The organism is Emticicia sp. MM (genome assembly GCF_001649495.1).
Genome location: NZ_LXHX01000099.1, coordinates 18,353 through 44,540 on the forward strand (window position 1 = coordinate 18,353; position 26,188 = coordinate 44,540).

20 protein-coding genes are annotated in these 26,188 nt (G+C 37.1%); 6 read left to right on the plus strand and 14 right to left on the minus strand.

Features of this window, described 5'->3' with window-relative positions:
• Position 1: 1 nt before the first annotated feature.
• From A6M55_RS12435 to A6M55_RS12470, 8 genes are all read right to left on the minus strand, one after another.
• On the minus strand, positions 2-3,340 hold the full coding sequence (locus A6M55_RS12435; protein WP_064197916.1) for a TonB-dependent receptor: 3,339 nt from the start codon (positions 3,338-3,340) through the stop codon (positions 2-4).
• Positions 3,341-3,414: 74 nt separating this feature from the next.
• Positions 3,415-4,497, minus strand: coding sequence for a FecR family protein (locus A6M55_RS12440; RefSeq protein WP_064197917.1), 1,083 nt, complete (start codon positions 4,495-4,497; stop codon positions 3,415-3,417).
• Between the two features lie 32 nt (positions 4,498-4,529).
• On the minus strand, positions 4,530-5,195 hold the full coding sequence (locus tag A6M55_RS12445) for an RNA polymerase sigma-70 factor (RefSeq protein ID WP_064197918.1): 666 nt from the start codon (positions 5,193-5,195) through the stop codon (positions 4,530-4,532).
• Positions 5,196-5,835: 640 nt separating this feature from the next.
• The gene (locus tag A6M55_RS12450) at positions 5,836-6,501 is read right to left on the minus strand and encodes a YggS family pyridoxal phosphate-dependent enzyme (RefSeq protein WP_064197919.1); all 666 of its coding nucleotides are present in this window, start codon (positions 6,499-6,501) and stop codon (positions 5,836-5,838) included.
• A gap of 87 nt (positions 6,502-6,588) precedes the next feature.
• Positions 6,589-7,458 carry an aldo/keto reductase family oxidoreductase gene (locus tag A6M55_RS12455; protein ID WP_064197920.1) on the minus strand — a complete coding sequence of 290 codons (870 nt, stop codon included), beginning with the start codon at positions 7,456-7,458 and terminating at the stop codon, positions 6,589-6,591.
• A gap of 85 nt (positions 7,459-7,543) precedes the next feature.
• Positions 7,544-8,437 (minus strand): DUF1684 domain-containing protein, encoded by an 894-nt coding sequence (locus tag A6M55_RS12460; RefSeq protein ID WP_064197921.1) that lies wholly within the window; start codon positions 8,435-8,437, stop codon positions 7,544-7,546.
• 119 nt (positions 8,438-8,556) lie between these two features.
• A complete protein-coding gene (locus A6M55_RS12465; RefSeq protein ID WP_064197922.1) occupies positions 8,557-11,124 on the minus strand; it encodes a TonB-dependent receptor in 2,568 nt (855 codons plus the stop codon).
• A gap of 364 nt (positions 11,125-11,488) precedes the next feature.
• Positions 11,489-11,998 (minus strand): hypothetical protein, encoded by a 510-nt coding sequence (locus tag A6M55_RS12470; RefSeq protein ID WP_064197923.1) that lies wholly within the window; start codon positions 11,996-11,998, stop codon positions 11,489-11,491.
• Positions 11,999-12,163: 165 nt separating this feature from the next.
• On the opposite strand from A6M55_RS12470, the gene A6M55_RS12475 reads away from it, so the two are divergent.
• Complete coding sequence (locus A6M55_RS12475) at positions 12,164-12,532, plus strand: winged helix-turn-helix domain-containing protein (protein ID WP_064197945.1); 369 nt, start codon at positions 12,164-12,166, stop codon at positions 12,530-12,532.
• Positions 12,533-12,534: 2 nt separating this feature from the next.
• On the opposite strand, the gene A6M55_RS12480 is transcribed toward A6M55_RS12475, so the two are convergent.
• Positions 12,535-13,047: a hypothetical protein gene (locus tag A6M55_RS12480; RefSeq protein WP_064197924.1), complete on the minus strand. Its 513-nt coding sequence runs from the start codon at positions 13,045-13,047 to the stop codon at positions 12,535-12,537.
• Positions 13,048-13,139: 92 nt separating this feature from the next.
• Complete coding sequence (locus A6M55_RS12485; RefSeq protein WP_064197925.1) at positions 13,140-13,871, minus strand: sulfite exporter TauE/SafE family protein; 732 nt, start codon at positions 13,869-13,871, stop codon at positions 13,140-13,142.
• 184 nt (positions 13,872-14,055) lie between these two features.
• Here A6M55_RS12485 and A6M55_RS12490 point away from each other — a divergent pair, with 184 nt between their 5' ends.
• A complete protein-coding gene (locus tag A6M55_RS12490; protein WP_229235529.1) occupies positions 14,056-16,527 on the plus strand; it encodes a TonB-dependent receptor in 2,472 nt (823 codons plus the stop codon).
• A gap of 167 nt (positions 16,528-16,694) precedes the next feature.
• Here A6M55_RS12490 and A6M55_RS12495 read toward each other — a convergent pair whose 3' ends face one another.
• The gene (locus tag A6M55_RS12495) at positions 16,695-17,132 is read right to left on the minus strand and encodes a DUF6934 family protein (protein ID WP_064197927.1); all 438 of its coding nucleotides are present in this window, start codon (positions 17,130-17,132) and stop codon (positions 16,695-16,697) included.
• A gap of 142 nt (positions 17,133-17,274) precedes the next feature.
• Between A6M55_RS12495 and A6M55_RS12500 the strand changes: the two genes are divergently transcribed.
• Positions 17,275-19,428 (plus strand): DPP IV N-terminal domain-containing protein, encoded by a 2,154-nt coding sequence (locus A6M55_RS12500; RefSeq protein WP_064197928.1) that lies wholly within the window; start codon positions 17,275-17,277, stop codon positions 19,426-19,428.
• A 69-nt stretch (positions 19,429-19,497) separates the two neighbouring features.
• Here the strand turns inward: A6M55_RS12500 and A6M55_RS12505 are convergent, their stop codons facing one another.
• Positions 19,498-21,159 carry an AMP-binding protein gene (locus A6M55_RS12505; protein ID WP_064197929.1) on the minus strand — a complete coding sequence of 554 codons (1,662 nt, stop codon included), beginning with the start codon at positions 21,157-21,159 and terminating at the stop codon, positions 19,498-19,500.
• A 46-nt stretch (positions 21,160-21,205) separates the two neighbouring features.
• On the opposite strand from A6M55_RS12505, the gene A6M55_RS12510 reads away from it, so the two are divergent.
• Positions 21,206-22,240 (plus strand): alpha/beta fold hydrolase, encoded by a 1,035-nt coding sequence (locus tag A6M55_RS12510; RefSeq protein ID WP_082893012.1) that lies wholly within the window; start codon positions 21,206-21,208, stop codon positions 22,238-22,240.
• A gap of 103 nt (positions 22,241-22,343) precedes the next feature.
• Here the strand turns inward: A6M55_RS12510 and pepT are convergent, their stop codons facing one another.
• Entirely contained in the window at positions 22,344-23,591 is a 1,248-nt protein-coding gene (pepT, locus tag A6M55_RS12515) for a peptidase T (protein ID WP_064197930.1), read from the minus strand.
• A 7-nt stretch (positions 23,592-23,598) separates the two neighbouring features.
• Entirely contained in the window at positions 23,599-24,066 is a 468-nt protein-coding gene (locus A6M55_RS12520) for a nucleoside triphosphate pyrophosphohydrolase family protein (protein WP_064197931.1), read from the minus strand.
• A gap of 226 nt (positions 24,067-24,292) precedes the next feature.
• Between A6M55_RS12520 and A6M55_RS17315 the strand changes: the two genes are divergently transcribed.
• Both A6M55_RS17315 and A6M55_RS12530 read left to right on the plus strand, forming a co-directional pair.
• Positions 24,293-24,910: a hypothetical protein gene (locus tag A6M55_RS17315; protein WP_064197932.1), complete on the plus strand. Its 618-nt coding sequence runs from the start codon at positions 24,293-24,295 to the stop codon at positions 24,908-24,910.
• 109 nt (positions 24,911-25,019) lie between these two features.
• Positions 25,020-26,129 (plus strand): lipopolysaccharide assembly protein LapB, encoded by a 1,110-nt coding sequence (locus tag A6M55_RS12530; protein WP_064197933.1) that lies wholly within the window; start codon positions 25,020-25,022, stop codon positions 26,127-26,129.
• The last annotated feature ends 59 nt before the right edge of the window (positions 26,130-26,188 follow it).

The following is a 26,188-nucleotide window of genomic DNA, read 5'->3' on the forward strand; positions in this document are numbered from 1 at the left end:
ATTAGAAACTTACATTAAGACCAACACTTACGGTCATTGACGGTACGTCGTCTTGGTAAATTGCTGAATTGAATTCTGGGTCAAATCCTACGTATTTTGTAAATATGAAAGGATTCAGCACTTGCGTGTAAATTCTGGCATTCGATAATTTCCAAGCATCCATTTTTCCTTTTGGGAGCGTATAACCCAAAGTGATGTCAGAAATTCTCAAGAAACTTGCATCTTGATAATTGATAGCACTACGATATGGATTTGCCGCTACTACACCAAAATAAGTGTTTGAAGGATTATCGCTCCTCCAGTAATCTAATTCGGCAAGTCGGTTATATCTTGTTCCAGTAAGTTCGCCAAATGTTCCAGCCAATGTATTATTTGAATATTGCGTGCCGTTGCGATAGTATGCAAAAAACGATAAATCAATGTTTTTATATTTGAAACGATTCGTAAGCCCCATTAAGAAATTAGGTAGCTGTGTTCCCAGCACCTTTCTATCGTCGATTCCTTCGGTTGAGGAAATTTGCCCATCATTATTTTGGTCAACCACTCTTACCGAACCAGGCACTTGCTTATATTTTGTAGCTAAATCTTTATCAGCCGTTTGCCAAATTCCATCAAATTCATAATCAAAATTCGCTCTGATTGGATAACCCACAAAAAGTTTGTTTCCTTTATCGGCCAACTGTCCATTACCATATAATTCGAGTAGTTTATTATTGTTTTTCGTGAATGTAAGCGAGGTATTCCATGAAAAATTTGGTCTTGCCACATTGACGGTGTTTAATAATATTTCGACACCTTTGTTCTGAATTTTACCCACATTTGAAATTACCTGCGAAAAACCCGAAGCAGTTGGAATTTTTTGATTGAGAATTAAATCAACCGTTTTTCGGTCATACACTTCAACAGTTCCAGCGATTCTGTTTCCCAAAAAACCAAAATCTAAACCAAAGTTCAACTCTTTACTGCGTTCCCATCTCAAGTCTTTGTTGGCTAAATTAGAGGGAGCAAATCCATAGGCAGCAGTTCCATCAAAGTCATAACCAGTATTTAGCAAGCCAGCTTGCGTACTGTATGGATTTACGGTCGAATTTCCTACTTCGCCGTAGCTTACTCTTAATTTTAAATTAGATAAAACTTTGACATTTTGCAGAAATTTTTCGTCAAGTAATCGCCAAGCAAAAGCAACTGATGGGAAAAATGCCCATTTGTTTCCAGCCGCCAGTTGCGATGCACCATCCGAACGACCTGTGAGGGTTAATAAATATTTATCATTGAATGAATAATTAACCCGCCCCATATAGGAAGCAATTGAACGCTCAACCAATGAACTCGAAAAGCCTGTGATCGAACCCGTATTTAAAGCATACCAATCAGAGTTAAAAGGAAGGTCTCTTGCTGCTATCGTATATGATTCATTTCTTTGATAAAATGCACTCTGTAAACCAGTTAAAGTAATTCGGTGCTTACCCAAATCTAAATTATAGTTGATAATATTATCAAGCGTATAACTTCCAATGATTCGGTTGTCGTATTGAGCTCTTGGTTTTGCCCCAATTTGCGATTTTGTCCAAGAGCCTCTGAAATCTCCAATTCTTGAATTTCCGTAAGTCGCCGAAAGCGAAGAACGAATACTCAAACCCTTGATTGGCGTATATTCGACATAAGTATTACCCATGATATTAGCCGTTGTGGTTTGCAGTTTCGACTGCGTAGGGTCAACATCATTCAACGGATTTGGTACTTGCTTATCATTAATTCCCATCCAGAAAGCCAATCCATCTACATTTACTTCTTGATTTTCACTTGGGTTTGCTATATCAGCGTAATATGGCACACCAGTTGGTCTGGCACGGTATGCACCTCTCAATGATTCTTGCGAACCTAAATTTTGGTTAGAGTAAGTAACATAAGAAGTAAACCCAACCTTGAAATGTTCGCCCAGTTTACTATCAAGCCCCGCATTTAAATTATAACGCTTGAAATTGGTGCTGATTACGTTTCCATCTTCGTTTAAATATCCACCCGAAAAGCGATAGGTTGTTTTTTCTGTTCCACCCGAAACACTAATATTATGGCTCATTTGTAGGCCATTATGTGTCACTAAATCAACCCAGTCAGTACTTTTGCCACCATTAATAACTGCTAATTCGGAAGCTGTAAAAGTAGCCCCTGTTGAACCTTCTAAAATTCTATCAGTGTAGGTAGATTTGTAAAATTCCTGAGCGGTCATCATTCTTGGTAGATGAGCGGGGGTTTTCATCCCTACATAAGCATCATAACTTACACGAGGCTTTCCTGAAATACCTTTTTTTGTGGTAATAATAATGACCCCGTTTGCCCCTCTTGCTCCGTAAATAGCCGTTGATGAAGCATCTTTTAGCACATCCATTGTTTGAATATCATTTGGATTGAGGTTATTAATATCTCCACCCATCAGACCATCAATTACAACTAAAGGAGCGGTCGAGTTATTAATCGTATTTTCGCCCCTAATTGTGATATTATAACCACTCCCAGGGCGGTTATCAGATTTTGTTACGGTTGCTCCAGCTACTTGCCCTTGAATAGCTCTTGCTGCCAATGTTGGGTTTGCTCTTACAATATCTTTCGATTGAATTGAAGACAAAGCACCTGTTAAGTCTCTCTTTTTCTGCTCTCCGTAGCCAACCACAACCACCTCTTCGAGCTGTTTTAAATCAGCTTTTAGTGTAATGTCAAAGATGGTGCGATTGCCGATTGCCACTTCTTGCGACTCGTAGCCCACAAAACTGACAATCAATAATTCACTTTCGTTTGGGACACTCATACTAAATTCCCCATTGATGTCAGATGTTGTGCCCTTATTTGTACCTTTTACCGCTATACTTGCCCCAACTATCATTTCTCCTTTATCATCTTTTACACTGCCTTTGATAGGTTTATCTAAAATTATGGGAGCAGTTTGCAGGTTTTCATTTTCAATAAGTCCTACTTTTGGTTCGATTCTTTTAAGGATAATTTGTTTGCCCATTACCTTATAATCTAATTGAAGCGGTGAAAGTAGATTTTTCAACACATCGCCCAAAGTAGAGTTATCCATTTTTATACTTACCGTTTTCTCTGCTTTTATTAGATTTGAGCTATAAATGAATCTAATATCTGCCGATTTTTCGATTTCATTCAAAACCTTTTTTATGGGCTGAACTTCCGCTTTAAGGCTAATTCTTTTATTCAAGATTTCTTGCGAATAACCATCATGAGCGAAGGAAACTCCAACAAAAAACAATAGAAGAATCAACTGTGAAAATGTAACTCGCAAGAAACTACTCGTTTTCTTACAAATCAGTAGATTTTTTTTCATAGTTTTATTTAAGGGAAAAATAGATATTACTGTTTGTTTACGCTTATAGTGATTAGGTGATTTGAATAATGTTTTTACTTACAGCCACTACTTTTGATGATAAATTTATTGTCAGATTCTTCATAAGTTGCGTCTAAGGCAATACATATCAGTTTGATTTTCTCGATAAGTGGTTCGTCTGATAAATGTGCTGTAAGTTTGCAGTTTGCCAACTTTTCTTTGTTATAACTTATCTCAATGTTGTAGGCTTTTTTGATTACCTCAAGAATTTCGGTTGCAGGTGTATCGTCGAAATCGAAAGAAAGTTTTTGAATAATTTGGAATAACTGGTCTTGTTTAACAATCGCTGGTTTTTCTATTTTTTCATCATTTTGGTTAATTTTCACTTGTTGATTAGCCTCTAACACAAGCCCTTCTAAAGTTTTACCGTTGATTTTTTCATTTTTGCGAATATCATTTTGCATGATAATTGATACTCGTCCAGTTTTGACAATCACCTCGGTTTCAGCAAGATTTGTTTTCACACTAAAACTTGTCCCTAATACCTTAGTAATCAAACCATTAGCATAAACAAAAAAAGGGTTTTTAGAGTTTTTTTGTACTTCAAAAAACGCTTCTCCCGACAAAATCACATCTCTTTTGTTTTTATTATATTGTTGTGGTGAATAGCTAATTCTACTTTGTGGTTGTAAAATCACCGAACTTTCATCGGGTAGAGTTAGTAGCATTGGAAAGGCTGTGGTATTTTCTTTTTCGTAAATTTCTCCTGTTTGTTTTTTTGTATTTTGTACGAGGTTTTCATAAGAAACTTTTGTGGGCTTTGAAAACTCTGACCACCCTACCCATGCAAAAATTAACATAGCGGCTGCCATACCAAACCATTTTAAGAACACATCTCGCTGGCTTTTATCTTCAATAGTTTCAAAAGCTTGTTTTTCTATGGCCGCATTTGCAAGATTCTGTTTGATTTTCTCAAATCCCTGCTCAAGGCTATGAAAATATTGCGGATTTTGCGATTCCCATTCGTCAAGGTATTGATAGAAAAGTTCTTGATTTTCTTTGACTTTAAGCCACTCTTCAATCATTTTGTATTGCATTGAAGAGTGCTTTCCGTCGAAGTAGTCAAATATTATTTTTTTTGTAAGTGATGATTCCATGTTAAAAGCCTAATTTTTAAATTCTTGTGGGTTTAGTTTAAAAATATCCAAAGTACAGCACTCAGAATCCATTCTGATTTGAGTTCTTGACGGATTTTTGCCAATGCCCTACTTATCAAACGTTCTACAGCACTAACCGTAATTTGCATTTCAAGTGCTACTTCGGTATATTTTTTCCCTTCGAGTCGGTTTAATTGAAACGCTTTTCTGGACTGCTGCGGCAAATTCTGAATTGAAGTTTCCAGTTTTTTTGTCAGTTCGTGAAAATGTAAAATTTCATCAGGCTGAAGTACCACCGAACTATCAGAATACTGAAAATCAAATTCGTTATTTTCTAAATTGGTCGTTCGGTTAATTTCATTTTTTATAGTATTGTAAGCCCTATATCTAACCGAAGTATAGAGGTACGAGCGATAAGAAGTGGCAATATTTTCATATACCTTATTTTGCCAAAAATTAGTAAAGACCTCTGCCACAATATCTTCGGCCATTTCTTTTGAATATACAAATCGAATAGCGTGATTACATAAATTAGTATAATATTTTCTGAAGAGTAATTCAAAGCCTTTTTGTGGGGATTCGACGAAAGTTTTTTCAATAAAATATTCTTCAGAAATCACCTTAGTTTCTTCCGAAAATTTAATGATACTTATTATATCTTTCTCAGTGGTATCTTCCTTGTGCTTAAAGTGTAGCATTATTCGGAAATTTTATTGTACAATTCTAAGACATTTTTTTCTTATTTTACCCCACATTAGGAGATGTTTTTTTTTGATATTGTTGAAAATGATAAAGAATATTTTGGTGGGTTTCAGTAAGTTATGCTATGATCTATGGCATAAAGGCCTCGTGAATTTTAATGGTAGCATTGCTTTAGTGTAGATTTGAGACCTGAAATAATAACTATTATACCTTTATATCTTGAATTTCACTATACAGTTTTCTCCACTAAGTGACAAGTATTGATCCGAAGTATATTAATAAACAGCGTTTAAGTTTCAGTCCACTTTTTCATACCATTGATAGACTTTAAATGAAAGAAAGACTGGCAATTTTGCTCATTCCAGATAAAATTAAAATTGTTGAGGAAAAAACTACGAATTGAATGGTCAAATAAAGAACTCAATACCTCTTCAAGAAAAACGTTACTTGAACTGGAGAAACCCAGCTTCAAGTTTCAAGCAGATAGAAAGATTTACTTGTTTTTCAATTCCTTCATTGAAAAATTGATATGTAATTTTGATGAGCGACTTTCAGTAGGCAGATTTCAAGAAGTCAACCAATGGGGAGTATGTATAAAGTTGTGCCACATTTAATAAATATGGCACAAGTATTTTTCTATTTCTGATAAATTCTACCACCAAAAATCTTGCTTCCAACTCGAATCATGGTGCTGCCTTCTTCGATTGCAATAGCGTAATCACCACTCATGCCCATTGAAAGAATGGTTAATTGTGAATGATTGATTGTTAATGATTGGTAAAAATTTTTCAGCTTTTTAAATTCTTTTCTGATTTGAGTTTCATCTTCGGTGAGGGTTGTCATTCCCATCAGACCTACGATTCTTACGTTTGGAAGTTTTTCCAGCGTCTCAGCTTTCAAAATCTCCAAACATTCTTCTTCAGTCATGCCGCTTTTAGTGTCTTCTTCGGCTATATAAATTTGCAATAAACAATCAATAACTCGATTATTTTTGGCAGCTTGTTTATTGATTTCCTGCAAAAGTTTCAAACTATCTACCGAGTGAATCAAACTCACAAAAGAAGCAATATATTTCACTTTATTCGACTGTAAATGGCCAATAAAATGCCATTCAATGTCCTTTGGCATTTGTTCGTATTTATCGACCAATTCTTGCACGTAATTTTCGCCAAAACGCTTAAAACCAGCATTATAGGCTTCCATTAGCATTTCCACAGGCTTGGTCTTCGACACCGCCACCAGCGTTACACCTTTCCCTTCAATCTCTTTTTCGATGAACTGAATATTTTCTACAATTGCCATAGTTAGAGTTCTGAGTTTAGAATTCTGAGTTCTGAGTCTGGACCGAGTATCTCACTCAGAATTTAGAACTCAGCACTCATAACTCTATTATGATGCCACCGAAGTTTGGTAAATATCGTACCAGTCTTCACGGCTCAATTTAATATCTGATGCACTGGCAGCATTGCGAATACGAGCTTCTGACAGTGAGCCAATGATGGGTAAAGTACCCAACTGCATCAACCATGCAACAGCCGTTTGCTCTACGTTAGCATCGTATTTTTTACCGATTGCTTCGAGTTTTATCTTTAAAACTGCCGATTTGCCTTCTTTTCCATCAAGAATTTCGCCACCAGCGAGCGGAGCCCAAGCCAAAGGCTTACTGAAACTTTGCTTAATAAAATCAAGACGACCATCTTCGATTGCCGAAATGTTCATCAAATTTAGCTCAATATGGTTCGTCACGATTGGAATCGTGAGGTAAGAAGCCAATAATTGGTGTTGGAATGCCGTGAAATTAGCCACTCCGATATGCTTAACTTTTCCCGAATTAACGATTTCGGCCAAAGTCATAGCTGTTTGCTCTGGGTCAGCTAAAAAATCACTTTGGTTCAGTAAGAAAATATCTAAATAATCTGTTTTGAGTTTTTTCAATGAATTTTCAACACTACTCACAATATAATTATGAGAATTATCGAAATAACTTACTTTACCATTTTTGCGAATACCACACTTACTGAAAAGTACGATGTCTTCACGCTTGAATGACTTATTGCTGATTATCTTTCCAAAATGCTCCTCGATGGTCGAATCACCGTAAATATCGGCATGGTCAAAGGTATTAATGCCCAATTCTAAGCATAAATTAATGATTTGCTCCATTTTGGCTGGAGTATTTTCTAAATTTTCCCAACGCCAAAATCCATAAATAGCTTCCGATACTTTCGGCCCCGAATCACTGAGATATACTTTCTTCATGTTGTACAAGATTTTTATTAAAGTGCGTAAAGATAATAGTTTTAGTTTACTGCTTCTCTAATTTTTCTTGTTCTTTGCTCAATTCTTAGTGATTTCCGTAATTTTTCTCACCTGCTTTTATCTCAATCGTTAAGAGATTTTGTTTTGGTGGCAGCGGACAAGTTGCATAAGGTGTGAAAGCACACGGTGGATTGTATGCTTTATTGAAGTCAATATACGTGTATCCATCGGCATCGGGCTTGGCGGCATATACAAATCGGCCAGCACCGTAGGTTTCTTTTTTATTGGTTTTATCACCGAAGATGATAAAAAACTCATCACCTTCTTTCAGAGCATCTAATTTATATTCTTTTCCTGCAATCGTAAAGGCCAAAATCCCAGGTGAATCTTGTTGTGAAGTTTGTCCCGTTACGTCCAAAATAGCAATTTTCTTGCCTTCTGTTGGTACAAATTTGGCTTTTAGCTTCCATTTTGGGTCAATTTTGAAAGTTTCGATTCCGTGAAATTCTTTCAAAAATGGACTTTCTAAATCTCGAAGCCTGATGGCGTAACGTTCGCCACGTTTTATTATAAACCAACGTAAGGAATTATGTTTCAAAACTATGCTTTTTTCGGCGGGAAAAAGTTTGAGTTTTTCAACCGTTTCATTCTCATTAAAAACCTCGGCATCGGCTTTAGTTTCCACAAAAACTTCTCCTTTTGATAAAATTATTTCACCCAAGAAAGCCTTACTTCTTTCTTTCGGAAAAACAATTTTGTTTTCAGTGTTTCCACCAAACGAATTTCTGCCTTCTTCGAGCCAAAACAAGCCCGCCAGATTTAGCCAACCGTTTTCTTTTTTTAGCCCCTCAATTCGATTCTGATGCCAAGTTTTTATTTCTTTTTCGTAGTCAGAATCATCGGTTTTGAAGCTAAACGAAAATAAGATTATCGAAGCTAAAACTCCTAAAATGCTGAATTGGGTTTGATTCTTTTTCATGAGAAATGTTATCTTTAAAAGCCTAAATTAATAAAAAACTAATCTTTTCTGGCAAAACATTATCATTTTTAATCGTATCACACCTTATTTTCGGCAAAAAAGGCGTGACACGAGTCTTATTAAAACGAATATCGAAGCGTTGTTCCATAAGTACGAGGGTCGCCCAAAATACCTGCGTATTGTCCAGCACTACCTGGGGCAGCCAATAACTGCTCAAAATAATCTTTGTTAGCAAGATTTCTTCCCCAAACAAAAAGCGAAATACCATTTGATGCTCTAAAACCAATTCTACCATTGAGCAATGAATATCCATCAATATTTAAGAATTGAGAAGGCGATGGACTTGATGAAAATTCCGAACGAAAATAGACATCAACAGCCGCAAAGTAATTACCTTTTAAGCCCAGCAGATTTCCTTTAGTACTTGCCTCTGCCCCAAACGACCCTGACCATTTTGAAATACCAGGTAAACGTCCGCCCGAAACATCTTTGAAAGCCTGCGTTCCACCCACTTCTTCCAATGGCACTGGTGCATTGGTGAATGAAATATATTTTCCATCGGTATAAGCCAGTGCCGCATTGAAAGTAAAATGATTATTTATTCTAATATTTCCGTCAACCTCCACTCCTCTTACTCGCACTTTTTCGGCGTTTGCTAAATAGCCACGGTTTACCCCAGGTTCGGGCGTTTGTACTTGCGTTTGATAATCCTTGATTTCATCATTGAAGATTACAACATTTAAAACAGAATTAGAAGATGGTTTTGTTTTGAAACCGACTTCAACATGTTTCACAAACTCTGGTTTTACTTCTGCAAGTTCAACCAATACTCTCCCGCTGGCCGTTGGCAAACCACCAATATTTACACCAACTGGCTTATAACTAACCGAATACGTAGTAAAACTATTGATATTTTTATTGATTTTATATTGTAGCGTTAGCTGACCTGAAAAATTTCCTTCGGTAGCTTCTGTATCGAATGCCTGATTTGTATAAACTGCATTTTTGAGGGCAATTAGAGCAGCATCAGTTGTTTGAAGGCCACCATAAGTTTCTCTTTTATAATGGGCGGTTTTCTTGTCATAATTATATCTTATACCTGGCAAGATATGTAGTTTTTCGTTAATTGACCAGTCGGCTTGACTAAAAGCCGCTAAACTTGTGCTTTGGATTCGGTTGGTTGTACGAATACCAAAATTATCAAACAAACCAGCGGTTTTCCATAAAGCACTTGTCGAACTTTGAGCAAAACGCCATTGTGCAGAACCCGCTTCTTCGGTCTGAACTGGGTCAGAGTTTAAATCTTGCCATAGACCAAATACGCCTACAACTCCACTCAATTTTGAAGATATTTTTCCTGAATAACGAATTTCTTGCGATAATTGCTTATGCACTGAATTTCCTGATGAAATCGTAAAAATCGGTAAGCCCGTATAGTCACGGTCATTTAACGGCACCCATTTCCAATAACGCCAAGCCGAAGTTGAGGTAAGCGTTCCATTTCCGATTTTAATATCAGCATTCAACGAAGCTCCACCGAGTTGATTATCAGCCTTTGATGGCGTATCGAGGTCGACAATTCTCTCGAATGGACTGCTATATGGTAATTTATAATTTAGGTCTTTGATGATGGCATCAAACTGGCGATACGCTGCACGTTTGGTTGTAACAACACCCGCCACTGGCCAACCATAACCATTTGGTTTTTGGTCAGTCATATCGGCAATGAAAGTGATTTTAATTTTATCGGTTGGCGTGTATAACAACTGCCCTCTCACACCCAAATTATTTATATCGTTCATGCTTTGTTGGGTCTTTACATTATAAAGAAGTCCGTCTCGTTGAGTACCCGAAAAAGAGATTCTTGCCGCCAATTTCTTGCTTAAAGCCCCTGACAATGAGCCTTTTGCTTGAATATAACCATAGTTTCCGTAGCTCAATTCAAAACTGGCAGTTGGGTCGAAACTGGCCTCACGAGTAGTAATATTGAAAGCACCAGCCGTTGTGTTTTTACCAAAAAGTGTTCCTTGTGGTCCACGCAAAACCTCCACACGGTCGATGTCAACGAAGTCGAGAGCCGTGGCGGCTGGGCGTGCGTAATATACACCATCGACATAAAAACCTACTCCTGGGTCGATACCATCGTTGGTCAAACCGAAGGTCGAACCCAAACCACGAATATTTAAAGTAGTATTACGTGCATTTGAAGCGTAGAGCTGAACGGTTGGAACGAGTTCTTTCAGACGATTTACGTTGAAAGCACCTGCATCTTCGGCCGCAGCCCCACGAATCACCGAAATTGGAATCGGAATATCCTGCACAGCTTCCTGACGACGGCGTGAAGAAACCACTACATCGGCCAATTTATTTACGTCTTGTTCGAGTTTGATAATTACTTTACTTTCATTAATTACGATTTCTTTTTTTATATATCCGACATAAGAAATAATAAGTATAAAGGGCAATTTTTGACCAGTAATGAGAGCAAAATCTCCGTTTGCATCAGTCGTAGCACCATTGGTTGTACCTTTAATTGAAACCGTTGCTCCAATGAGAGCTTCGTTTGTAATCTCATCTATTATTTTGCCCGATACGGTGGCGTTGATAATTGGTTTGTCTTGAGCAGAAACATAAAGTGGCAAAAGAATTGCACCTAAAATTAGTATTGAATTTAAAAGTTTTTTCATTAATTTGTATTCGTTTAATGCAAAATAAGGTCTTGGCAGACAATCTTCGGATTGCTGTCGGGAGTCATTTAGCGGTGATATTTTTTTTGTTAAACTCGACCAGTTTGGTGGCAGCCAAACTGGTTTTTTATTACATAATTTGTTAGTTTTTACAGATAATTTTTAAGTTCATTTATTGAATATTTTTTGTTTGATGAAGCAAAACTAAGAATCTATATTTAATCTACCAAATAAGTAGAGTAATAAATTTTAAGTTTTTTTAACTAAAAATAAAAAAAGTAAATGAAATATTAGAATGGTGCTATTTACATGCTAATATTTCATTTAAAATATCGTTTGAATGTGGTTTTACTTCAATAAAAAATCATCTTATTTTACTGATATGCACTTGCTCATTGAGGGCATCTTCAAAGAAATGATGAATAGTGAAGGTTTGCTCCGCTCCCACTTTCTGGCCTGTTTGGCCTAACATCCATTCGATTATTGCCCCAATCGCCAAAATTGGTACAATCCATAAAATAGTAGTATCGAGTTTTAGACTCATTCTGACCAGCCCAATCATCGTGATAAAAAATACTCCCAACCCAAAAAAAACATAGCCCATCAGAAATATCGCCCAAACACTCGGATGTGGACCGTACATTCCTCTAATAATTGTTTTATGGTCGTCGGTTTCTTCAAAACTAATGCTTAATTGTGGCGACCAATAATGCTGTTGTTCGGGTTTGATTCTGAGCAAGCCGTGCGTATTAAAAACCTTACCTTCAACGGGCAGCGATGTTTTTTCAAGTCCATCGGTAAGTAGTTTTACAATCTCGTTGGTACTTTTTTCGGTAGTAATCTTAAATTTTGGACGGGTACGAAATGAGGTCATTGTATCAAGGGTTTAGAATAGATAATGACCAAAACTATCGAATGATTTTTTATCTTGAAATGAGAAAAATCATATTTTAGTGTGAAGATTCGAGGGATTTTAGCAACTGGACAAGTTTTCATCTATATAATTTTTATATTTACCGCACCAAAATTGCAAAAACCAATGCCAATCAAAGATTTATTGAAACCCGAAAAGACTTTTCGTATTACTGGAATGCTTAGAATTGAGAGCGAAGATGACCGTTTTCTTGGCCCTGGCCGATTAGAATTGCTCGAAAATATCATCGAAACTGGTTCGATTAGTCAAGCTGCCAAACAAATGGGAATGTCATATAAAAAAGCTTGGGATTTGGTAAATTCGATGAATCAGCATACAATTAAGCCCATCGTCAGCACGCAAACTGGCGGCGAAAAAGGTGGCGGAACAATTGTTACCGATGAGGGTAAACAACTGATTGCGGCATTTAAAAAACTCCATGAAGAGTTTCAAGCATCGTTTGATGAAAAAATTAAAATCTTTCTACAATCTTAAATTTAGATTTTTTTAATCTCAATACTTTGTAAACCTTTTACATGTCGGCGACCTGTCTTAAAATCTTTTGTGGCAATTAGTAAGATTCGTTCAGTGCTTTCAGCTTGACTTTTACCATCAGCTTCCAACACAATAAAAAACGAATTTCCGATTTCAGTATTAAAAAGTTCGTTCCAAGATAAAACAACCGAATATCCATCAGATGCCTTGATTATCAAATAATATTCACTCAAAACTTTAGGACTTTCAGCCGTAATCTTTACATCTTTGAGCAAATTTAGCAAAGGCACACCCTTTACATTTTTATATTCTTTCCGAAATTCTCCTGCGTGATTCGCAATTTTAAAATCACCAATTTCGATGCTTTTTTCTCGCTGTAAGTCAGAAAAGTTTATTGTTTTAGGTTTATCGACCAAACCCGATATTGTAAACTGATTTGTTGATTCTACATTTTTTTGTGCAAAGCCAAATGTTATCGAAAAAACAAAAAGTAAGGTAACAGATAGTTCTTTCATGCTGTTTATGTTTTCTTTATTATATTAATTTTCACCCGTAAGAACGTCCAATTTGGATGTTCCTACAAAATGACCCATTTATTATCTGAACACTACGTAAAAATCAATTTCAAACAAGCAATGACCAATCCCACTGCTAAAAGTTTTTTTAGGGTTGGTATATTGAATTTTTGACTACCAAAATACGACCCAGCCAAACCACCGATAATTGTAGCCAAAACTGCCCATTGCATGTTCTCTGGAAGATTGATACCGCCTTTTTGCAATTGACCATAAAGACCAGAAAGAGAATTAACAAAGATAAAAAGTGCCGAAACGGCCGCCGTTTCTTTCAAATTCGCCCATCGCATTAGTAGCATCAAGGGGCTAAGAATAATTCCTCCGCCAATGCCAATCATTCCCGAAAGTAAACCAATCAAGCCGCCCGAAAGGACTCCTGCCCATATCGGAATTGGTCTATTCGTTTCATCGGTATCAAATTTATAGATTAACCTGACGATTGAAAATAAGATACATACAGCGAGAATTTTCTTATAAATGGAATCCGAAAGAGTCATTGTGCCTCCCACAAATGCCATCGGAATACTGGCCAGTGCAAATGGCAAGAAGAGTTTTAAGCGAAAATGCCCCGCTCGATAAAAGCCAATGAAAGAGAAAAGAGAAACGGCTAAATTCATCACCAAAGCCGAAGATTTCATCATTGCGGGAGCTACACCCATAATTGCCATCACGGCCAAATATCCACTTGCTCCGCCATGCCCAACCGATGAGTATAAAAAAGCTACAAGGCTCAATAATAAAAGTAAGAGTAAAACAGATGACATTTGCTTGGTTTATTTGGATGTAAAGCTCACAACGTTATATATTTGCAAATATAACGAAAGTAATGAAAATCCAAACCTTATGTTAGAAAATATACCTTTGCTTGCCTATCGTAATATAATCAAATACATAACGATAATTTTATTACTAATTAGGATCCAATCAAATGCTCAAGAGTCGGATACATTGAAATCTCGAACTTTAGATGAAATCGTGGTTTCGGCTTCGAGGATTAAAGAAAATTACCTAAAATCGGCTACGAGTATTGAGTTATTGACCTTGAAGCAGATTCAGCAAAGTCCAGCTTTGAGCTATTTTGATGCCATCGAAAACTTAAAAGGGATTCAGCTAATTACGCCAAGTTTGGGTTTTAGAGTCTATAATGCTCGTGGATTTACCAACACAACCAATGTCCGTTTCGTACAACTCGTTGACGGAATTGACAACCAAGCCCCACATATTGGCTCTCCGATTGCTTCGGGCATGGGGCCAACTGACCTTGATATTCGTCAAGTTGAGATGATTCCAGGCGTGGCTTCGGCACTTTATGGGATGAACTCGTTGAATGGCTTGGTAAATTTACTAACCCTCAATCCATTTGATTCGGAAGGGTTGAGTATTCAGCAAAAAACAGGGGTAAATCACTTATCAAGTCCTACAATCGACCCAAAATTATTTTCAGAAACGAATTTACGTTATGCAAAAAAATTAAGCGAAAAATGGGCATTTAAAGTAAACTTTGGGTATCAGAAAGGCTATGATTGGATTGCGAACTCAACACTCGACCTTAATCCTTTGGCCAATACTTCAGTAAATTTACTCGGAAAAGATAATGTCGGAGCCGACTACGTGAACTCTTACGGCAATGAATCATCGAATCGAAGAACACTTACGCTCGGTGGAAAAAGATATGTAGTGGCTCGAACGGGTTATTTTGAAGAAGAAGTAACCGATTATTCTATCAATAATCTCAAAGCTGATTTTTCTTTGAACTATCGATTCAAGCCTCAACACGAAATTGCTTATAGTTTCAAAATTGCTCAACTTGATAATGTGTATCAACGCACCAATCGTTTTCGGTTAAACGACTATCGTCTTTCGCAAAATGCCATTACTTATCAAAGTCCGAGTACGCAAATTAGAGCTTATCTGACCACCGAAAATACAGGAAAATCGTATAATATTCGTTCGATGGCCGAAAATATCGACCGAAGTTTTAAGTCAGATAATGTTTGGTTTACCGATTTTACCAATGAATTTAATGCCCAAACCAAAACAGGAAAAAGCGTAATTGATGCACTAAATTTGGCCAGAACGCAAGCCGATAAAGGCCGACCGCAAGCCAATAACGCCGCTTTTGATGAGTTAATCACAAAATTAGGCGATATTAATAACTGGGACATTGGTGCAGCATTACGGGTAAAATCGACCATGCTTCATGCCGAAGGGCTAACCGATTTGAGCAAAAAAATATCTTCTACGCTACAAAACAAAGGCTTTGGACTTTTGGCTGGCTTCGATTACCGAAATTATTTTGTTGTGCCTGATGGCAATTATTTCATTAATCCGAAAGAAGATGGCAAAAACCTCAGTTACTGGAAAGCGGGCGGTTTTGTACAAGGAAGCAAAACAATTTTAGACGAAAGGCTAAAAATTGTCTTGACTCTCAGAGCCGACAAAAATCAATATTTCAATGTACGATTCAATCCTCGTGGTTCGGTCGTTTATTCGCTCAATGACAATAATCATTTTAGAGTTTCGTATCAAAACGGCTATCGTTTTCCGAGTTTGTTTGAGGCATTTTCAAATATCAATAGCGGAGGGGTGAAGCGTGTGGGTGGCTTACCGATAATGTCGCAAGGTATTTTTGAAAATTCATATTTACGAAAAACCATTGATGATTTTACAGTGGCAGTCAATCAAGACATCAATGTAAATAAATTAACTCAAAATGAGGCAATCATTAAAAACAAAGGGCTTCTCCGCAAAAACGATTATACCTATTTGAAACCTGAGTATGTAAATAGTTTTGAAATCGGCTACAAAGGCTATCCTATGGGCAAAAAACTTTTTGTCGATGCCGATTTCTACTATAATGTTTACCGAAATTTCATGGCTCAAATCGAAGCAAATGTGCCGCTCGGCAGCAATCCAGATTCGTTGGCATTTTATATGTACGACCGTAATAAGCAGGGGCGTTATCGCCTTTGGACAAACTCAAAAACCATCGTCCGAAACTACGGTGCAAGCATCGGCATTAATTATAACTTCTACAAAAACTTCTCACTCACAAGCAATGCTTCCTTTGCAAAACTGAAAAATGTAGCCAATAATGATGGTTTTGAAGAAGCTTTCAACACCCCTCGCTGGATAGTAAATATAGGAATTGGCAATACCAAACTGACCAAAAATATTGGTTTTGGCATAAACTATAAATACCAAGAGGGCTTTTTGTGGCAATCAGCACTGGCAACGGGAAACGTACCAGAAATTCATAATGTAGATGCACAATTTACCTATTATGTGCGAAAACAAGGCTTACAATTCAAGCTGGCAGGAACAAATATCCTGAACCGACCTTATGTGAGCTTTATTGCTGGCCCAACAGTTGGAGCATTTTATTATTTGACGATTACGGCAGATTTGGGGAGAAAATGATTATACCAATAGTAGTCAAGATTAACTTTTACAACCAGTTAATCTTAACTATTTTGTTATACCTAATTTTGATAAATCCGTTTTTTTGAGCATTTCATTTACTTCATTTAATTTTTTTTGTACGATTTGCTCGGCTGTTGTTTTCGCAACTATTTTCTTACTTGCTTTCATTTTTTCCCTATTAAGTAAAAATCCATTTCCTTATTTAATTCAAAAATAGTGAGTTCATTGTCAACCACTCCCCAAATTTGAAAATTCTGTTGTAAAAGTTCTAACTCTCGACCGATTACAATTCTATATAACCTTTGCCTTCTGTCATCACTTCCTCTAAAAACAACAAACCTATCTTGGTTTTTATTCAAAAAATCTTCAATTATTTTAATTACCGTTGCTAAAACTGTTCGTAAATCATCATTATTAGTCACCGAAACATCGCTCATTTTTCCATTTTCTAATACATCCAATAAAGCAAGATTAAAAATAAGAGGAGAATCGGTCTGTGTGAATAAAACTACTTTCTGTACGGCTTTATCTTGACTCACGCTTACAAATTCGTATCTAAACTCTGTTCTTGTTAATGAAAATGGATATGGTTTTTCAGTCATCTATTTCAGCAAAATTATCTTTAGTATTACAATTCTAAGTAATTTATTCCAATTCAAAAAATAAATTTAGCTTAACATTTCATCATTCTCGTCATATATATCACTATTTTTACGCCAAAATTTAATCTTCAAACTATTAAACATGAAAAAAACTCTATTGCTTCTCTGCCTTGCGAGTACAGCAGTTTTTGCTCAAAAGAAGGATTTTGACGAAAAAGAACTAATGACTGGCAAAACACCCAAAAACTTCACCCAACCATTACCAATTATTCAACGCTGGCTTGACGACGAGCGAGTTTTAGTTACTCAAAAACTTTCACCCGAAGCCGAAGCAAAGTCAATGATTTTGGAGGTTAGTAGCGGAAAAATGACCGAAGCAAGCGAAGAAATTCTCCGCCCAAAAGCTAAGCCTATAAAAATGATTATCAGCAAAAATGGTAATTTATTTCTGAAAAGTGGTGATACAGAAACGCAATTGACCAACGACCCTGCCGAAGAAAAAAACGCCATGTTTTCGCCCGATAGCAGTTACATTGCTTATACGAAAGAAAACAACCTTTATTCGTATGATTTCAAAGCAAAAAAAGAAATAAAACTCACTACCGATGGTACAAAAACTACCCTAAATGGCTACGCAACGTGGGTATATTGGGAAGAAATCTTTGGTCGTCCGACTCGTTTCCGTGCGTTTTGGTGGAGTCCTGATAGCAAGAAAATTGCTTATATGCGTTTCGATGAGTCAAAAACAATGATGTTTCCGCTTTATAGCAGCGAAGGGCAACACGGATTCATCGAAGAAACTCGCTACCCAAAAAGTGGCGACCCAAATCCCGAAGCCAAAGTTGGGTTTGTTTCTCCAGCGGGTGGAAAAACTACTTGGGCGGCTTTCAACGAAAAAGACGAACAATATTTTGGTTGGCCAAAATGGTTGCCCGATGGTAGTGGCTTGATGCTCCAATGGATAAACCGTGGCAATGATAACCTAAAACTCTACAATGTTTCGCCAAAAGATGGTAGTAAAAAAGAACTTTATAACGAAACTCAAAAATCATGGATTGGCATTGATGAAGCAGACGAACGCCTAACGATTATGGACGGTGGCAAAGAAATGATGATTATCAGCGATAAAACTGGTTGGAAACAATTGTATCTGCATGACATCAACGGAAAATTCATCAATAATATCACTGAAGGAAAATATACAGTAAAAAATGTTGAAGGTATCGACCAAAAGAATCGTGTGGTTTATTTCTACGCTCGTGGAATAGAAAGCACCGCTCGTTTCGACCTTTACAGAGTTGGTTTTGATGGGAAAGGCTTAAAACGCCTTACGTTTGGAGCTTACAATAACCGAAATATCAATGCTTCACCAAATCTGAAATATTTTATTACAACTTACTCAAACATCAATACGCCAACCAGCATGGCCATTGTTGATAACGAAGGTAAAGTTATTCGTGAATTGGGTAGCATAAAAGGTGCCGAAATGGATAATTATAACTTGGCGAAAACTGAGCTTCTAAGAGTAAAAAGTGATGATGGCATTTATGATTTACCAATGACAATCACTTACCCGCAAAATATGGTGGCTGGCAAAAAATACCCTGTTTTAGTAAGTATTTATGGTGGCCCTGATGCGGGTACAGTCTATGACCAATGGACTTGGTCGGCTCGCCAACAATGGTACGCTAAAGAAGGCATTATTCAAGTAGCACTCGACCACCGTGCCAGTGGGCATTTCGGGAAAGAAGGTGTGGCATACATGCACCGCAATTTAGGTTATTGGGAAATGAAAGACTATAAAACTCTCGTTAAATCATTGATAGACAAAGGAATAGCTGACCCAACTAAAATATGTATCACAGGTTTTAGTTACGGTGGTTATATGAGTTGTTATGCCTTGACTTACGGAAGTGATGTATTTACCCATGGAATGGCAGGTGGAAGCGTAGTAGATTGGAGTTTGTATGACAGTGCCTACACGGAAAGATACATGGATACACCAGCTGAAAACCCTGAAGGTTATAAATCTGCCAATGTTCTGACGCACACAAGTAAACTAAAAGGTGTTTTGCAAATTGTTCACGGAACTATGGACGATAACGTACATATGCAAAACAGCATTCAGCTAATCAGTAAATTGCAGGATGAAAAGAAGAACTTCGAGTTTATGCTTTACCCGAATGGCCGTCATGGCTGGGGAGGAAATAAAGGGGTTCATTTCGATAATCTAAAAACACAATTTATTTATAAGCATTTATTGGAGAAACCAATTCCAGAGGGATTGCTTAGATAAGATATAAAAGATGAATTATGAGATATGAAAAATAAATAATTCATATCTCATAATTCATATCTAAAAAACTTACTCCCAAACCACTGATTCAGTTTTGTTATACCAGCCATCAACTTTTGGAGCAAATTCTTTCTCTATGATATTTCGCTTGATTTTGAGCGTTGGCGTCATTTTATTGTTCTCTACTGTCCACGGTTCACGTAAAACTACCAATCTTTGTACACGCTCATAGCTTTTTAGTTTTGGATTTAAATCTTTTAAGGTTGTCTCCAAACTTTCTTTAACTACCTGTTTATCAGTAGCTTTTCCTAAATCAGATAATACTAATAAGCCAATTGGTTGAGGTAAATTATTTCCAACGACACAAATTTGTTCGATGAAATTATTATCGGCAAAGCCAAACTCGATTTGTGCTGGAGCGACGTATTCTCCTTTCGAGGTTTTGTACATTTCTTTCACCCGACCCGTAATTTTTAGATAGTTTTCAGCGTCTAATTCTCCCACATCGCCCGTATGAATCCAATTTTCAGCATCAATCGTTTCGGCGGTTAGGGCTGGTTCTTTATAATAACCATCCATGTTCCAATTTGAGCGAGTCAAAATTTCGCCAGAACCTTCGGCAATTTTTACTTCCATTCCTGGATATATTTTCCCGACTGTTCCATCTTTCACATTTTCTTTTGGCATCATACACACAGCTCCGACGTTTTCGGTCATTCCATAAGCCTCTTGAATAATTATCCCCAGTTTTCTAAACCAAACAATCAAACTATTTGGCATCGGTGCAGCACCAGTCAGAATTACCACGGCTTTATCTAAGCCCAGCCCTTTTCTGATTTTTTTCTTCACAATTCCATTCAAAATCGGAATTTTCAATAAAGTATTGAGTTTCTTTTCGGGCATTTTCCCCAGAATTCCCAACTGAAACTTTGTCCAGATTCGAGGAACGGCCAAGAAATGCGTTGGTTCGGCAGCGGCCAAATTTTTGGCAAAACTATCAAGCGTTTCGGCAAAATAAATGGTAGCCCCCATCGTAACTGCCGCCGCTTCAATGATATTTCGCTCAGCAATATGGCAAAGTGGTAAATACGAGAAAAAACGGGCATTTTCAGTGTGTAGTTTTGCTACATCTCTCGTATGATAAATCACACTTGCCATTGCTCCGTATTTTAGCATCACACCTTTAGGGTTTCCTGTAGTGCCTGATGTATAAATTATCGTAAAAATATCGGCTAAATTCGGCACATAATTATCTGTCATTGGTGCGTGTTTGGCCAAAATATCATTCCATTGTACGTGCGAAGCATCAGGGTTGTAAGTGGGAAATGAAATACATTTCACATTAGCAGGAATACCCGATTTCATTCCTGCCCAATCATCCAATTTTCCTACAAAAAGCACCTCGCAACCACTGTGAGTAAGCACTTGGTTAATTTGAGCATCGGTCAAAGTAGCATAAAATGGCACGGAAATATGCCCCGCCATCATGATTGCAAAATCAGCGATGAGCCATTCAGCACAGTTTTTTGAAACTAAACCGATATTACTTTTCGGCGGAAGATTCAGCGATTTCAGATACGCCGCCAAACTACGGGTTTGTCGGCCAGCCTCTTTGAAAGTAAAATCTTTGAAATCATCGCCAAAAGGCTGACGAAGATAAATTTTATCGGGAGTTGTTGCTTCCCAATGATAAAAATATTCTAATAGGGTTTTGTTAGGTGAAATTTCCATAGGTATATTAACAGGTTATATTCTATTCACAAATTTGCACAAAATAATGAAACAATTTAAAATTTTCAAGAAAAAGATATTAGATTTGGCTTATAAAAATTCAGAAAAAAATCTTCATCACATGAAACTGTTGGTCAAAACTTTAAAGTACCTCTTTATCTTTATACTACTCGCCATTGTTGGTCTTTCTGCTTTATACTGGAAAAATGATATTCCGCTCTCAACACTTAAAGAAAAATATACCAACGCTGACTCAAAATTTATCGAAGTTGATGGAATGTCAGTGCATTACAGAATTGAAGGATTAGCAAATGATAGCATTCCGTTGGTTCTTCTGCATGGAACTGGAGCGAGCTTACACACATGGGATGGATGGGTAAATGCTCTAAAAACCGAAAGAAAAATCATCAGACTTGATTTACCTGCTTATGGTCTAACTGGCCCAAACCCCACGAGCGATTATTCTCAAGAGTTTTATGCTACTTTCGTCAATGATTTTCTGACAAAACTTGACGTAAAGCAGTGCATCATTGCAGGGAACTCGCTGGGTGGCTCAATTGCATGGAATTTTGCAGTGAAATACCCCGAAAAAGTATCAAAAATAATTTTAGTCGATGCTGGAGGCTATGCCATGAAGTCAAAATCAGTACCAATTGCTTTTCAAGTAGCAGGTTGGCCAGTTGTAAAGAATCTGTTTAAATACGTTACGCCTCGTTCAATTGTACAAAAAAGTGTAGAAAATGTCTATGCTGATAAAAGCAAAGTAAGCAATGATTTGGTTGACCGTTATTTTGAATTATCGCTCCGTGAAGGTAATCGTCAAGCATTTATTGATAGAATGTCGGAGTTTAGAAATAAAGGATTAATCAATGACAAAACCGTCAAAATCAAAGATTTAGCAATGCCAACGCTCATTATTTGGGGCGATAAAGATTTATTGATTCCGCTCGAAGTAGGAGAACGATTCCATGCAGATTTACCGAACGATACTTTAGTAGTTTTCAAAGATTTAGGCCACACACCAATGGAAGAAGATGCGAAGAAAACGGTGGCGGTTGTGAAGGAATTTTTGAAGAAATAAATCGGGTATTATCAAAGGTAGAGACAAGGCATGCCTTGTCTCTACGACACAATATCATTGCCACATCAAAAATTGTCACCTTGGCTTGGACGTAATAAGAGGCTTACGAACGTTGTTCCCAAATCTGCACTAAATTAATAATCACTTGGGTAGCTTTTTCCATATCTTCCACCGAAACCCATTCGAGTTTTGAGTGAAACGCGTGTTCGCCTGCAAAAATATTCGGACAAGGCAAACCCATAAATGATAACCGTGAACCATCAGTTCCACCTCTAATACTACGTTTTTCGGCCTTTAAACCTGCTTGGTCGATAGCCTCCAAAGCAAAGTCAACTACCTGCGGATGATTCACCAAAACTTCTTTCATATTGCGGTATTGTTCAATTACTTTAAAATCAACCTTTGAGTTAGGGTAATTTATAAGAATCTGATTAACAATGTTTTGCAAGAAAGTTTCTTTTTCATGCAGCCCCGCCACCGTAAAATCTCGAATGATAAAATCAAGTTTTACTGATTCTTGAATCCCCGAAATTTGTGTTGGATGAATGAACCCTTCCATGCCTTCGGTAGTTTCGGGCGAAAGGGTGTCTTTGGGTAAAGCCGCCAAAATATCCCCCGCAATTTTCATGGCATTTTCGAGCTTACCTTTCGCAAAACCAGGGTGTGTACTTATACCATGAATAGTAAGACTCACACCATCAGCCGAAAAAGTTTCGTCTTCGAGTGTGCCAAGGCTTTCACCATCCATTGTGTAGCCAAAGTCAGCACCGAGTTTCTTTAAATCTACTTTTTCTGTACCACGACCCACTTCTTCATCAGGTGTAAACAGTATCTTTATTGTTCCGTGCTTCACCTCAGGATTTTGCACCAAGTATTCGGCCGCAGCCATAATTTCAGCAACTCCAGCTTTATTATCTGCCCCCAACAAAGTTGTTCCGCTGGCCGTGATTATGTCGTTACCGATTTGTTCATTTAAGTCAGGATGCTCCGAAACCTTAATTACTTGCGTAGGGTCATCGGGCAAAATTATATCTGTGCCATCCCAATTAAAATGAGTAAGTGGCTTCACCCCTGCTCCACTACAATCAGGCGAAGTGTCAACGTGGGAGCAAAAACAAATCGTTGGAACATCCTTATTGGTATTACTCGGAATCGTGGCATAGACATATCCCCATTCATCAAGATGAGCATCAGTAATACCTAAATCTAATAGCTCTTGCACCAGCAATCGACTCAAATCTTTCTGTTTTTCGGTAGATGGATTCGATGGTGAATTTGGGTCTGATTGCGTGTCAATTTGGACATACTTCAAAAACCGAGTACTTGCACTAAACATCTGATGTTTTTTCATAAAAATCTCAAGCGTTAACGATTGAAGCTAAATCAGCTGGCGAATAATTGATGTTTTTCAAGGTCTTGTCATCACCTTTTCTATACACCAAAAACTTACCTTCTATTTCCTTATAATAAGACTCCGTTCCTTTTTCGGCGTAGTGCTTCATGGTAGCTTCGGCTTCCTCTACCGTATTACAAGCCTTACTCATATTAGAGCGTTGCACCTCATCAAACAAAGTTCTAAATTTTTCGCCCAAACCAAACTCTAAAATTGCACCTGCCAATACATATTGAATATCGGCCAATGCATCGGCCACTTCTACAATATTATTATCATTGATTGCTTCTTGAAGTTCCTTTAGCTCTTCGGCTATGAGTGAAACCCGAAGGTCACAACGTTGTTTTGAAGGAATTTGTGGGGTTTCTAAAATTGGATGCTTGAATGTGCGATGAAACTCGGCTACTTGATTGAGGCAATCTAAATTTTGCATAATTTGAATTTATTCTTTTTAAACATTAAATGCATACACTTTGCTAAAGTAATATTATCTTTGAAACAAATTTAGGGCAATTTCTTTCTTCTAACTTTAAGATACTCTGTTTTAGAAAAAATTTTTGCCGTAAAATAAATAAAGCGATATTTGCGTTTGCAAAGTTGAACAAATTTCAATAATATTGCTACGTAACTGAAGCCAAAAAATCAAAACCCATCAAATCATGAACAAATTTTATAGAGTTCTTTCAGTAGTATCACTCACATTATCTGTAGCTTTCTGGTCATGTAGAGGTGACCAAGGTCCTCAAGGCCCTGCTGGTGCTCAAGGTCCTGCAGGAACTCCTGGTACAAATGGAACTAACGGTACTAATGGAACTAACGGTACTAACGGAACAAATGGAAACGCTAACGTAAAAGGTGCAGAAGTAACAGTAAAAGTAGCAGACTGGAAAACAATTGATGCTGCTGGTCTTGGTACTGGTGCAACTGGTAAAACAGGTGCTTTCTCAGTAACTGATGCTAACATAAAAGCAACAATGTTTGTTTTTGCCTTCGTTAAAGTTGGTACACAGTTTGTAGCTTTACCACGTGTAATCATCAAAGAAACTGATGGTGCAACTGAGCAAGTAAACTTTGGTTATGAAACTGGCAAAGTAAACTTCTATTACAGTTCACAAACTGCCGCTATTGGTGGTAGCAAAAGTTATGCTCCTCAAACAGACCTAACTTTCTCTTACGTTACAGTTGAGAAAACAGTTGGTCAGGCTATGCAAAATGAAGGTGTAAACCTCAGAAGCCGTGAAGCTGTAATGACTTACTTAGAGCAACACAAAAATTAATCGTAAACTACACAATCAAAAAGTAAGTTACGAAGCAAAAAAAAGCCTTCCCTTTGGGAGGCTTTTTTTGCTTAATATTCGTTAATAAAGGAAATACACATTACATTTCATGAAACAACTTTTTGGTATCTTATTTTTTTTAATGTTTTCAGTAACATCATTTGCACAACTCCTTAATGATAACGAGTCTAAGCAACTGATTATCAAAGGATTAGACAAGCTATATAACTATGAATTTAAAGAAGCCGATTCATATTTCCACCAAGTAAAAGCTAAATACCCAAAACATCCAGTAACACCACTACTAAGTGCATTACAAGTACAGTGGCAGAATTTACCTGTTGAACAAAACCCGAAAGCCTTAGCACAATATCTTGCTCTGCTTGAAAAATGCCAACTTTCAGCTGAGACTTTGCTACAAGACCAAAGCAAAAAAGCGGAAGCCATTTTCTTTTTAGTTGCTTCGCATGGATATATCGCCTTAGTGCTTAATTATAAAAAAGAGCAAGTAAAAGCCGCTAACGAATCTCGTAAGGCTTATGGTTATCTGAAAGATGGAAAACAATTGATTGAGAAAAATCCTGAATTTTTGTTTACCTCGGGTTTGTATAATTTTTACAGAGTTCAGTACCCTGAAACTCATCCGATAGTCAAACCAGTTATGCTTTTCTTTGAAAATGGCAATAAAAAAATCGGTATTCAACAGCTCGAACAAGCTGTTCAGAAATCAGTTTTTTCTCGCATTGAAGCTGCATTTTATTTACTGAATGTCTTTTTAAAATACGAGTCTAATTATCCAAAAGCCTTAGTTTACTCAAACTGGCTACATGAGCGTTATCCAAATAATTTAGTCTATACGATGCGTCATGCAGAAAGTTTGATTATGAATGGAAAAATTGATGATGCGTTGCCACTTATTCAACAATTAAAACGTACTAATGATAAAGTATATGTTTTGGCAGGAAATCTGTTTGAAGGATTAATACTCGAAAAGTTTAAAAAAAATGATAAAGCTGCCGCCGAACACTATATTAATGTATTGAAGATGCAACCCAACGAACGCTATACCAACGATTATTATGCGATGGCTTACGCAGGTTTAGCTCGGATTTCGATTCGTTCAGGAAATAATAAACGAGCTGAAGAACTATATCGTAGATGTTTGGAATATGCAGAATATAAATCAACAGTTAGCGAAGCTAATAATTTCATAAAGTAGCTTCGCTAATGTACATTTACATTAAAATTATCAAAACATTCCCGATTTAATAGAACCTT

What these genes read in the sequence shown, in the direction of transcription:
- A6M55_RS12435 (WP_064197916.1), bottom strand. Translation starts at nt 3,340, where the DNA reads ATGAAAAAAAATCTACTGATTTGTAAGAAAACGAGTAGTTTCTTGCGA.
- A6M55_RS12440 (WP_064197917.1), bottom strand. Translation starts at nt 4,497, where the DNA reads ATGGAATCATCACTTACAAAAAAAATAATATTTGACTACTTCGACGGA.
- A6M55_RS12445 (WP_064197918.1), bottom strand. Translation starts at nt 5,195, where the DNA reads ATGCTACACTTTAAGCACAAGGAAGATACCACTGAGAAAGATATAATA.
- A6M55_RS12450 (WP_064197919.1), bottom strand. Translation starts at nt 6,501, where the DNA reads ATGGCAATTGTAGAAAATATTCAGTTCATCGAAAAAGAGATTGAAGGG.
- A6M55_RS12455 (WP_064197920.1), bottom strand. Translation starts at nt 7,458, where the DNA reads ATGAAGAAAGTATATCTCAGTGATTCGGGGCCGAAAGTATCGGAAGCT.
- A6M55_RS12460 (WP_064197921.1), bottom strand. Translation starts at nt 8,437, where the DNA reads ATGAAAAAGAATCAAACCCAATTCAGCATTTTAGGAGTTTTAGCTTCG.
- A6M55_RS12465 (WP_064197922.1), bottom strand. Translation starts at nt 11,124, where the DNA reads ATGAAAAAACTTTTAAATTCAATACTAATTTTAGGTGCAATTCTTTTG.
- A6M55_RS12470 (WP_064197923.1), bottom strand. Translation starts at nt 11,998, where the DNA reads ATGACCTCATTTCGTACCCGTCCAAAATTTAAGATTACTACCGAAAAA.
- A6M55_RS12475 (WP_064197945.1), top strand. Translation starts at nt 12,164, where the DNA reads ATGCCAATCAAAGATTTATTGAAACCCGAAAAGACTTTTCGTATTACT.
- A6M55_RS12480 (WP_064197924.1), bottom strand. Translation starts at nt 13,047, where the DNA reads ATGAAAGAACTATCTGTTACCTTACTTTTTGTTTTTTCGATAACATTT.
- A6M55_RS12485 (WP_064197925.1), bottom strand. Translation starts at nt 13,871, where the DNA reads ATGTCATCTGTTTTACTCTTACTTTTATTATTGAGCCTTGTAGCTTTT.
- A6M55_RS12495 (WP_064197927.1), bottom strand. Translation starts at nt 17,132, where the DNA reads ATGACTGAAAAACCATATCCATTTTCATTAACAAGAACAGAGTTTAGA.
- A6M55_RS12500 (WP_064197928.1), top strand. Translation starts at nt 17,275, where the DNA reads ATGAAAAAAACTCTATTGCTTCTCTGCCTTGCGAGTACAGCAGTTTTT.
- A6M55_RS12505 (WP_064197929.1), bottom strand. Translation starts at nt 21,159, where the DNA reads ATGGAAATTTCACCTAACAAAACCCTATTAGAATATTTTTATCATTGG.
- A6M55_RS12510 (WP_082893012.1), top strand. Translation starts at nt 21,206, where the DNA reads ATGAAACAATTTAAAATTTTCAAGAAAAAGATATTAGATTTGGCTTAT.
- pepT (WP_064197930.1), bottom strand. Translation starts at nt 23,591, where the DNA reads ATGAAAAAACATCAGATGTTTAGTGCAAGTACTCGGTTTTTGAAGTAT.
- A6M55_RS12520 (WP_064197931.1), bottom strand. Translation starts at nt 24,066, where the DNA reads ATGCAAAATTTAGATTGCCTCAATCAAGTAGCCGAGTTTCATCGCACA.
- A6M55_RS17315 (WP_064197932.1), top strand. Translation starts at nt 24,293, where the DNA reads ATGAACAAATTTTATAGAGTTCTTTCAGTAGTATCACTCACATTATCT.
- A6M55_RS12530 (WP_064197933.1), top strand. Translation starts at nt 25,020, where the DNA reads ATGAAACAACTTTTTGGTATCTTATTTTTTTTAATGTTTTCAGTAACA.